The 9,338-nt window shown below is 73.0% G+C and carries 9 protein-coding genes; 3 read left to right on the forward strand and 6 right to left on the reverse strand.

Going from position 1 to position 9,338, the window contains the following annotated elements:
* Positions 1-78: 78 nt before the first annotated feature.
* On the forward strand, positions 79-309 hold the full coding sequence (locus tag ABD308_RS28970; protein ID WP_344340849.1) for a hypothetical protein: 231 nt from the start codon (positions 79-81) through the stop codon (positions 307-309).
* A 20-nt stretch (positions 310-329) separates the two neighbouring features.
* Here the strand turns inward: ABD308_RS28970 and mscL are convergent, their stop codons facing one another.
* From mscL to ABD308_RS28995, 5 genes are all read right to left on the reverse strand, one after another.
* Positions 330-749 (reverse strand): large conductance mechanosensitive channel protein MscL, encoded by a 420-nt coding sequence (gene mscL, locus ABD308_RS28975; protein WP_344340854.1) that lies wholly within the window; start codon positions 747-749, stop codon positions 330-332.
* Between the two features lie 29 nt (positions 750-778).
* Positions 779-1,078, reverse strand: a complete 300-nt coding sequence (locus tag ABD308_RS28980) for a hypothetical protein (protein ID WP_344340859.1) — start codon at positions 1,076-1,078, stop codon at positions 779-781.
* Positions 1,079-1,307: 229 nt separating this feature from the next.
* The gene (locus ABD308_RS28985) at positions 1,308-1,610 is read right to left on the reverse strand and encodes an FmdB family zinc ribbon protein (protein WP_344340862.1); all 303 of its coding nucleotides are present in this window, start codon (positions 1,608-1,610) and stop codon (positions 1,308-1,310) included.
* A gap of 128 nt (positions 1,611-1,738) precedes the next feature.
* A complete protein-coding gene (locus tag ABD308_RS28990; RefSeq protein ID WP_344340877.1) occupies positions 1,739-3,013 on the reverse strand; it encodes an MFS transporter in 1,275 nt (424 codons plus the stop codon).
* A 377-nt stretch (positions 3,014-3,390) separates the two neighbouring features.
* The gene (locus tag ABD308_RS28995) at positions 3,391-4,881 is read right to left on the reverse strand and encodes a potassium/proton antiporter (protein ID WP_344340865.1); all 1,491 of its coding nucleotides are present in this window, start codon (positions 4,879-4,881) and stop codon (positions 3,391-3,393) included.
* Positions 4,882-5,172: 291 nt separating this feature from the next.
* Between ABD308_RS28995 and ABD308_RS29000 the strand changes: the two genes are divergently transcribed.
* Positions 5,173-7,905 (forward strand): penicillin acylase family protein, encoded by a 2,733-nt coding sequence (locus tag ABD308_RS29000; RefSeq protein ID WP_344340868.1) that lies wholly within the window; start codon positions 5,173-5,175, stop codon positions 7,903-7,905.
* A gap of 72 nt (positions 7,906-7,977) precedes the next feature.
* On the opposite strand, the gene ABD308_RS29005 is transcribed toward ABD308_RS29000, so the two are convergent.
* Positions 7,978-8,553 (reverse strand): 5-formyltetrahydrofolate cyclo-ligase, encoded by a 576-nt coding sequence (locus ABD308_RS29005; protein WP_344340880.1) that lies wholly within the window; start codon positions 8,551-8,553, stop codon positions 7,978-7,980.
* Between the two features lie 134 nt (positions 8,554-8,687).
* On the opposite strand from ABD308_RS29005, the gene ABD308_RS29010 reads away from it, so the two are divergent.
* Positions 8,688-9,338: GGDEF domain-containing protein (locus tag ABD308_RS29010; protein ID WP_344340871.1), on the forward strand; the 651-nt coding region annotated here is incomplete at its 3' end.

Genomic DNA, 9,338 nt, shown 5'->3' on the forward strand with positions numbered 1-9,338 from the left:
CCCCCCCCGTCGTGCCGGGCGGCCTTCTAGGCTGGTGGGCAGCGGGCGGGAAACGGCGGCGGGGAGAGGTTGAGAGCGGTGGAGGAGAAGGTGGCGGACGAGAAGACGGCCGAAGAGACGGTCGAGGAGCCGGCGGCGGACAGGACGCGGAAGGCGGCGAAGGCCCGGCTGGTCTTCGGCGACCCGCTGGAGCGGCAGTCCCGGGACGACACCGACGTGGGCTGGGGTGACCGCCCCGGGGCGGCGGGGAGCGGTGGCCGGGGGCTGGACTGGTACCTGAGCCAGCGCCCGCCGCACCACGGGGACTGACGGCCGGGCCCGGCCGGGCTTCAGCGGGCCCGGGCGACCAGGGCGTCGCGGATCTCGGTGAGCAGCAGCACCTCCTTGGCCTCGGCCTCCGCCTGGACCTCGGCCAGGGTCTTGCGCCGGGCGGTGAACTTGGTCATCGGCAGGATCAGGCAGAAGTAGACGACGGCCGCGGTGATCAGGAACTGGAGGGCCGCGCTCAGCACGCCGCCCCAGAGGATGGGAATGCCGGACGTGACCTCGCCGGTGGGCGACACCTCGCAGGGCCCCTTGAGGCAGGAGCGGTAGGACGCCAGGTCCTTGGCTCCGAACGCGCCGACGATCGGGTTGATCACGCCCTTGACGAAGGCGTTGACGATGTTGGTGAAGGCCGCGCCGATGACCACGGCGACCGCCAGCTCGACGACGTTTCCGCGCAGCAGGAATTCCTTGAAGCCTTTCATGCCGCGTGAACGACGAAGCCCCACGCCGGTCACGGGTGATTTTCTCCCCCCTCCGACGAACAACCCGTTCGGCTCACCGGCGGCGCCGCCCCCGGCGCGGGCGGGCCCGTCCAGGACGGCCCGAGGGTGAGCACGGCCGCCGCCGCGAGCAGCAGTACGGCGGGGACCGGGGCGCGGTAGCGCAGCGCCTGCCGGAGCCGGCAGCGCGGGCCCGCCCGGCCGCCGATCGGCGGGAACAACGGCACGGGCTGCCGGGGCGGGACGCTCGGCGCGGGCAGCGGCGGGATCGGCAGCGGACGGGGGGAGAGGACGGGCGATCCGGTGCGCACGGGTACCTCCGGGGTTGGCTTCGGGTTCCGGTGACCGACACTCTGGGCCGTCCGCGCGGCTGCCGGAAGCGGCTTTTCCCGGCCTGTGGACAACTCGGGGGCTGTGGATAAAAGCGTCACTCGGACGAGTGAGCCGAAGGCCCCCGGAAACCACGAAAGGCCCGCCGCGCCCGCTCGGAAGCGGGAACGACGGGCCGTTCGGAAACCTGTGCCGGTGCCCGGCCGAAGGTCAGCCGGCCGCCGGGGCGGAACTCGCGGCGGGGGTCGACGAGCTCGACGAGGACGACGACGAGGAGGTCGACGTCGACGAGGACGCCGACGAGGACGAACCCGAGCCCACCGAGCTGCTGGAGGAGGAGCGGCTGTCGGTCCGGTAGAAACCGGAGCCCTTGAAGACCACGCCCACCGCCGAGAAGATCTTGCGGAGCCGTCCCTGGCAGTCGGGGCACGTGGTCAGCGGCTCGTCGGTGAACTTCTGCACCGCCTCCAGGCCGTTGCCGCACTCGGTGCACTGGTACTGGTACGTGGGCACTTGTCTTCCTCCTGGCACTCTCGCCTGATGAGTGCTAACGATGGTCAATGATGCGGCATTCCGGTGGATCAGTCCAGCGACTCGAATGTGAGATGAGTCCGGCACGGGATCCGATCCGGCCACCGCGCTCAGCCCTCGGCCGCGCCCGCCAGCCGGGCCGGCGCACCCCGCTCCGCGGCGCCCGCGACCACCGCCGGGCGCGCGCCGCGCGGGACCAGCAGCCCCCGGAGCGCCACCAGCGTGACCAGGCCCAGCCCGGCCCCGGCCACCGGAACCAGGAACCCGACCGAGGGCCCGTGCGCGTCGATCAGCCGCCCGGCCGCCGTCGCCCCGGTCGCCAGGCCCAGGCCGATGGCGCCGGTCAGCCAGGTGAAGGCCTCGGTCTTGGCGCCGTCCTCGACCAGCGTCTCGACCAGGGTGTAGCCGCTGATCAGGGTCGGCGCGATGGCCAGGCCGCAGACCAGCCCGGCGACCGAGAGCGAGACCAGACCGGGCATCGCCCACAGGGTCGAGCAGCCCAGCACCAGCAGACCGTAGCTGATGATCATCCGCTGCTGGACCGGGCGCCGCCAGGCGATCATGCCGTACAGCACGCCCGCGACCATCGAGCCGCCGGCGAAGACGCCGTACACGGTGCCGGCCGCGCCGTGCCGTCCGACCGAGTCGGCGAAGGCGTTCACCGAGACCTGCAGCCCGCCGAAGACGGCGCCCACGCCGAGGAAGGCGGCGGCCAGCAGCCGGACGCCGGGCGAGGCGAGCGCGGAGGCCTGCCGGACGCCGGGCTCGCGCACCACCCGGGCGGGCGCGGTGCGCCGCTGGGCGGCGAAGGCCAGGCCGCCGACCAGGGTCAGCGCGGCCTCGGCGGCCAGCCCGGCCGAGGGGCTGACCGAGGTGGCGACGGCGGCGGCCAGGATCGGGCCGATCACGAAGGTGAACTCGTCCGTCACGGACTCGAAGGCGAAGGCGGTGCTCGTCCTGGCGGCGGAGGCGGCGGACGCGCCCTCGGCGGCGAAGGTGGCGATCCAGCGGGCCCGGACCATGGCGCCGATCTGCGGGACGCTCGCCCCGGCGGGGGCGGCGGCCAGGAACAGGCTCCAGGTCGGCGCCTGCCCGAGCGCGAGCGCGATCAGCGTGCCGACCGAGACCGCGTGCACCACCACGGTCGGGACGAGCACCGGGGCCTGTCCGAACCGGTCGGCGAGCCGCCCGGTCTGCGGGCCGATCAGCGCCTGGGCGACGGCGGCCACCGCCGCGACGGTGCTGGCGGTGCCGTAGGAGCCGTGGGTGTCCTTGACGAGGAGCAGGATGCCCATGCCGAGCATCGCGTAGGGCAGCCGCGCGATGAACGCGGGGGCCAGGAAGGTCCAGGCGCCGGGCGTGCGCAGCAGCGCCCCGTAGCCCACGCGGGCGGGCGCCTCGCCGGGCGCGGCGGTTCCCTCGGGGGTGGTGTTCCGGGCGTCCTGGACGCTCTCGACCGTTCGGCGGGCCGTCACGGTCGGTCCTTCCTGCTGCCTGGTAGCGCGGCAGGGCATGGGACGGCCCCGACGGCGCCGAGAGTCGTCCTCTCGCGCGTCGACCGGGGTAGATACCGGGCCGGTCCGGCGGAGGGCCGGGGCCGGGCCGCGGCCGCCGAGCGGTCGCGCCAACTCTGCATCAGGCAGATGCTGGGGTTGGTGTATCAGCCATTGCGAATTTACGCGCGTAGAAGCGCGCTCACCCCGACCTTACCGGACGGGCCCGAACTTGTCCCCCGACGTCGGGTGAACACCCGGTGAGGCCTTCAGCCCCCGCGCCCGTTCAGCCAGTCGGCCAGCTTGCCGCCCTTGTCCACGGCCCGCAGCCGCCGCTCGGCCGCCTCGCCGACCTCGTCGGTGGTCACCACCAGCAGTTCGTCCCCGCCGCGCAGCACCGTGGTCTTGTCCGGCACGAAGCTGTTCCCCTCGCGCACCACCAGGGTCACCGCCGCGCCGGTCGGCAGCCGCAGCTCGCCGACCTCGACGCCGGACATCCTGGAGCCCGGCGCCAGCGCGACCGACAGCAGGTGCCCGTGCAGCTTCTCCAGCGGCGCGGACTCGATGTCGAGGTCCTGGCCCATCGAGCCCTCGCCGATCCGCAGCGCCTTGGCGACCCAGGGCAGGGTCGGGCCCTGGAGCAGGGTGAAGACCACGACCAGGATGAAGACGATGTTGAAGACCTCCTGCGCCAGCGGCGCGCCGGAGACCAGCGGGATGGTGGCCAGCACGATGGGCACGGCGCCGCGCAGTCCGGCCCAGCTGAGCAGCGCCTGCTCGCGGGCCGGCAGCTTGAAGGGGGTGAGGGTCAGCACCACCGAGAGCGGCCGGGCGAGGAAGACCAGCACCGCGCCGATCACCAGGGCGGGCACCACGGCCGAACCCATCGACTCGGGGGTGCAGAGCAGGCCGAGCAGCACGAACATGCCGATCTGCCCGATCCAGGCCAGGCCGTCGGCGAAGCCGCGCACGGCGGGTCCGTGCGGCAGCTTGGCGTTGCCGAGCACCACCGCGCTGACGTAGACGGCGAGGAAGCCGGAGCCGTGCAGCAGCGCGCCGCCGGCGTAGGCGAGCACGGTGAGCGCCATGACGGCGATCGGGTAGAGGCCGGAGGACGGCAGCGCGACGTGCTTGACGCCGAACGCGCCCAGCTTGCCGACCGCCAGGCCGATGGCCAGGCCGACCGCCAGCTCGGCGACGATCGTGCCGAACAGGACGTACCAGGAGTCGTGCGCGCCGACCGTGGCGAAGGAGACGACCAGGATGACCACGGGCGCGTCGTTGAAGCCGGACTCCGCCTCCAGCAGGCCGGTCAGCCGGCGGGGCAGCGGCACCGTCCGCAGCACCGAGAAGACGGCCGCGGCGTCGGTGGAGGAGACGATCGCGCCGAGCAGCAGTGAGGTCCGCCAGTCCAGGCCGACCAGCCAGTGCGCGCCGGCCGCGGTGACGGCGACGCTGATCCCGACGCCGACGGTGGCCAGTACCGTGGCGGCGGGCATCACGGGTCTGGCCTCGCGCCAGTTGGTCTTGAGTCCGCCCTCGGCCAGGATCACCACCAGCGCCGCGTAACCGAGGACCTGGGTGAGCTCGGCGTTGTTGAACGAGATGCCCAGGCCGTTCTGGCCGAGCGCCACGCCGATGCCGAGGTAGATCAGCAGACTGGGCAGGCCCGATTTCGTGGACACCCGCACGGCGACCACCGCGACCAGCAGGATCACGGAGAACTCGAGGAGCAGCTGGTTCAGGTGGTCGACATTCACGCAGGGGCACCTCGGGCGTGGTGGCGGGGGGACGGGGTACCGGCAGGGGCGGTGGCGCGGTGGGGCGCCGATTACTCCCCTTGCGGATCGTTACTCAGTCTAACATTTTGCCATATCTTTAAGTTCGCTCGTCATCGCCTCCGTCACCTCCCCCTTTCGACCTCCTCCGATCCCACCGTGAGCGTCCCCCGTGCACGGCCGCCAGCCGGGGCGGCCTAATGTGGTGCTCTGTCACGGCCCCGTGCTCTTGACATGTCCGCCCGCCCCCCAGTGAGGACCGCAAGGACCCAGATGCCCCGCTCCAAGAAGTTCCGGCGCGCCCGTCTGATCGTGATCGTGCTGGTCGTGCTGCTGGTGGCCGGCGCCGGCTACGGCGGCTACCGGGGGGTGGCCGCGGTCCGTGCGTCCTTCCCGGAGGTCGACGGCAGCGTCAAGCTGGCGGGCCTGAGCGCCCCGGTCGACGTCAAGCGCGACGCCAACGGCATCCCGCAGCTCTACGCCGACACCTCCGAGGACCTCTTCCGCGCCCAGGGCTACGTCCAGGCCCAGGACCGCTTCTGGGAGATGGACGTCCGGCGGCACATCACCGCGGGGCGGCTGTCCGAGATGTTCGGCGACAGCCAGGTCGAGACCGACTCCATGATCCGCACCATGGGCTGGCGCCGGACCGCGCAGGAGGAGTTCGACACCGTCCTGAGCGCCGACACCAAGAAGAACCTCCAGGCGTACGCGGACGGCGTCAACGCCTGGCTCGCCGAGCACCCGGGCGGCTCCTCCGCCTCGCTGGAGTACGGTCTGCTCGGAGTCGTCAACGGCGGCTACGAGCCCGAGCGGTGGACCCCGGTCGACTCGGTGTCCTGGCTCAAGGCGATGGCCTGGGACCTCTCCGGGAACCTCCAGGAGGAGATCGACCGCTCGCTGCTCGCCCAGGACTTCAGCCGGGAGAAGATCGACGAGCTCTACCCGGACTACCCGTACGCCCGCAACGGCACGATCGTGAAGACCGGCACCGTCGGCGGCACCGCCTACAAGCCGGCCGACGGCTCCGCCCCGGCGGCCGGCGGCACCGGCACCGCCGCGGGCTCCGGCACCGCGCAGGGCACCGCCGCCACCAAGGCGGTGCTCAAGGACGTCACCGACCGGATCGACGCGCTGCCCGAGCTGCTCGGCCGCAACGGCCAGGGCATCGGCTCCAACTCCTGGGTGGTCGCCGGCAGCCACACCACCACCGGCAAGCCGCTGCTGGCCAACGACCCGCACCTCGGCCCCGGCCTGCCCTCGGTCTGGTACCAGATGGGCCTGCACTGCCGCACCCTCTCGCCGACCTGCCAGTACGACGTCTCCGGCTTCACCTTCGCCGGCATGCCCGGTGTGGTCATCGGCCACAACAAGGACATCGCCTGGGGCCTCACCAACCTCGGCGCCGACGTCACCGACCTCTTCCTGGAGAAGGTGACCGGCCCGGAGACCTACCTGGTGGACGGCAAGGAGGAGAAGTTCGAGCTCCGCAAGGAGACCATCAAGGTCGCCGGCGGCGAGGACCGCACCATCACCGTGCGCACCACCAGGACCGGTGCCCCGCTGATCTCCGACCCGAGCACCGAGCAGCAGAACGTCGGCAAGTACGCGCCCAACGGCGACTCCGCCCCGGACCGCGGCACCGGCGGCTACGGTGTCGCCCTGCAGTGGACCGCGCTGATCCCGGGCAAGACCATGGACGCGGTCTTCGCGCTCGACCGCGCCAAGGGCTGGGAGGACTTCCAGAAGGCCGCCGCGGACTTCGCCGTACCGGCCCAGAACCTCGTCTACGCCGACGCGAAGAACATCGGCTACCAGGCCCCCGGGTACATCCCGGTGCGCGGCAAGGGCGACGGCCGCTACCCGGCGCCGGGCTGGGACTCCGCCTACCAGTGGAAGAAGGACCCGGTCCCGTTCAGCGCCCTGCCGTGGAGCCTCAACCCGAGCAGCGGCTACATCGTCACCGCCAACCAGGCCGTGGTCGACCCCTCCTACAAGTACGACCTGACCCATGACTGGGAGTACGGCACCCGGGCCAAGGAGATCACCGACCAGATCGAGGCCCGGCTGAAGAACAACGGCAAGATCTCGCCGGACGACATGCAGGAGATGCAGCTCGACAACACCAGCGTCCTGGCCAAGACGCTGGTCCCGATGCTGCTCAAGGTCGAGATCGACGACCCCTACGTGCGCGAGGCCCAGGACCTGCTGAAGGACTGGAACTACCACCAGGACGCCGACTCGGCCGCCGCCGCCTACTACAACGGCGTCTGGCGCCAGCTGCTCACCCTCGCCTTCGGCCAGAAGTTCCCCGCCGACCTGCGGGCCGAGGAGAACTGCCTGCTGGTCCGCGAGCAGGCCGACCCGACCAAGCCCGACAGCAAGTCGCGGATCGTCACCGAGTGCGGCACCCGCGACCCGGGCCGCGCGCAGCCGGACGGCGGCGACCGCTGGACCGAGGTGGTCCGCCAGCAGCTGGAGAAGCCCGACAGCGGCTGGTGGACGTACATCGACTCCCAGCACAAGGAGCAGAAGGGCCTGGACAACCTGCTGCGCGAGGCGATGACCAACGCCCGCCAGGAGCTCACCTCGCTGCTCACCAAGGACATCACCACCTGGAGCTGGGGCCGGCTGCACAAGCTGGAGCTGCGCGAGCGCACCCTCGGCTCGGACGACTCCTCGATCGCCTCGGGCGCCGTCCACAAGCTGCTCAACCGCGGCCCCTACCGCCTCTCCGGCGGCTCGGCGGCGGTCGACGCGGCGGGCTGGAACGCGGCCGCCGGGTACCAGGTCGACTGGATCCCGTCGATGCGCATGGTGATCGACCTGAACGACCTCGACGCCTCCCGCTGGATCACCGTCGGCGGCGCCTCGGGGCACGCGTTCCACGAGAACTACAACGACCAGACCGACATCTGGCTCAAGGGCAAGCTGCTGACCTGGGCCTACTCACCGGACGCGGTCGAGAAGGCGACCAGGCACAAGCTGACGCTGACCAACGGCTGACGCCGGCCGGTCCCGACGGCCCCGCCCCCGGATCCCCGGGGCGCGGGGCCGTCGGCGTCCGCCCCCGGCTCCTCAGCCCAGCCGGTGGGTGCCCGAGGGGGTCAGCGCGAGGTCCACCGGCCGGTCGTGCGGCTCGGCCGGCACCCGCTCCAGCAGCTCGTGCTCGTACAGCAGCACCGCCAGCACCGGCCGCGCCCCGGCCCGCTCCAGCCGGGCCAGCACCCGGTCGTACGAGCCGCCGCCACGCCCCAGCCGCAGCCCCCGGCGGTCCACCGCCAGCCCCGGCAGCAGCACCAGGCCCACCTCGGTCACCGCCTGCGGCCCGAGCCGCCCGCCGACCGGCTCCAGCAGCCCGCGCCCGGCCGGGGCCAGCGCCTCCGGGCCCGCGTACGGGGCCCAGTCCAGGTCGTTGTCCGCCATCAGCACCGGCAGCAGCACCCGCACCCCGCGCGCCCGCAGCGCGTCCAGCAGCGGCCGGGTGCCCGGCTCGGCGCCCACCGAGACGTACGCCGCCACCGTGGCCGCCGCGGCCGCCAGCTCTCCGGCGTGCCCGGCCAGCGCCTCGGCGGCCCGTTCCCGGGCCTCGGGCGGCAGCGCCCGCCGTTCGGACAGCAGCCGTGTCCTCAGCGCGCTCTTCTCGTTGTGCATGGGATGGTCCACCGCTCCTCCACCGCTCGATCCGACCGTTTCCGACCATGACCGCTCCGACCACGACCGCTCCGGACCCCGACGCGCGCGCGACCGGGACGTCCAGAGCCTGACACGCGGAAGGCAGCCCCCCGATGTCCACCCCGCTGCTGGTCCAGGCGCTGGCCGCGCTGAGCGCCCCCGCGCTGGCCGGCGCCGCCGTCCTAGGCCGTCGGCTGCGGTGCGGCTCGGCCGGTGCGGCGCGCCGCGAGGGCGCGCTGCGCGAGCGCCTGGCCGAGCTGGAGTCCCGCTGCGCCGAACTGGAGCGCACCGCCTCCTGCGACCCGGTCACCGGAGTCTGGAACTACCGGCACCTCCAGCTCACCCTGGACCGGGAGATCGACCGGGCCCGCCGGGCCGAGCGGCAGGAGCAGCAGGACGGACCGCGACCGCTGGCCGTCCTGCTGCTGGAGATCAGCGGGTTCGACGCGGTGGTCGCCGAGCACGGCCGGGCCCGGGCCGGGACGGTGCTGCGCGACCTCGCCCAGCGGCTCGGCATGGAGATCCGCCGCTCCGACACCCTGGGCCGGTACAGCGGCGAGGAGTTCCTGGTGGTGCTGCCGGACACCGGCGCCGAGGGCGCGGCCCAGGTCGCCGACCGGCTGGTCTGGTCGGTCCGCCGCCACCTGCTGCTGGACTGGTCCTCCGGGGACCGGGAGGGCCGCCGACCGTACGGCAACGGCCTCACCGCCGCGGCCGGTCTGGCCGTGCTGCCCGAGGACGGCGCCCACGCCGCGGTGCTGCTG

The organism is Kitasatospora putterlickiae, assembly GCF_039527695.1.
GTDB lineage: Bacteria > Actinomycetota > Actinomycetes > Streptomycetales > Streptomycetaceae > Kitasatospora > Kitasatospora putterlickiae.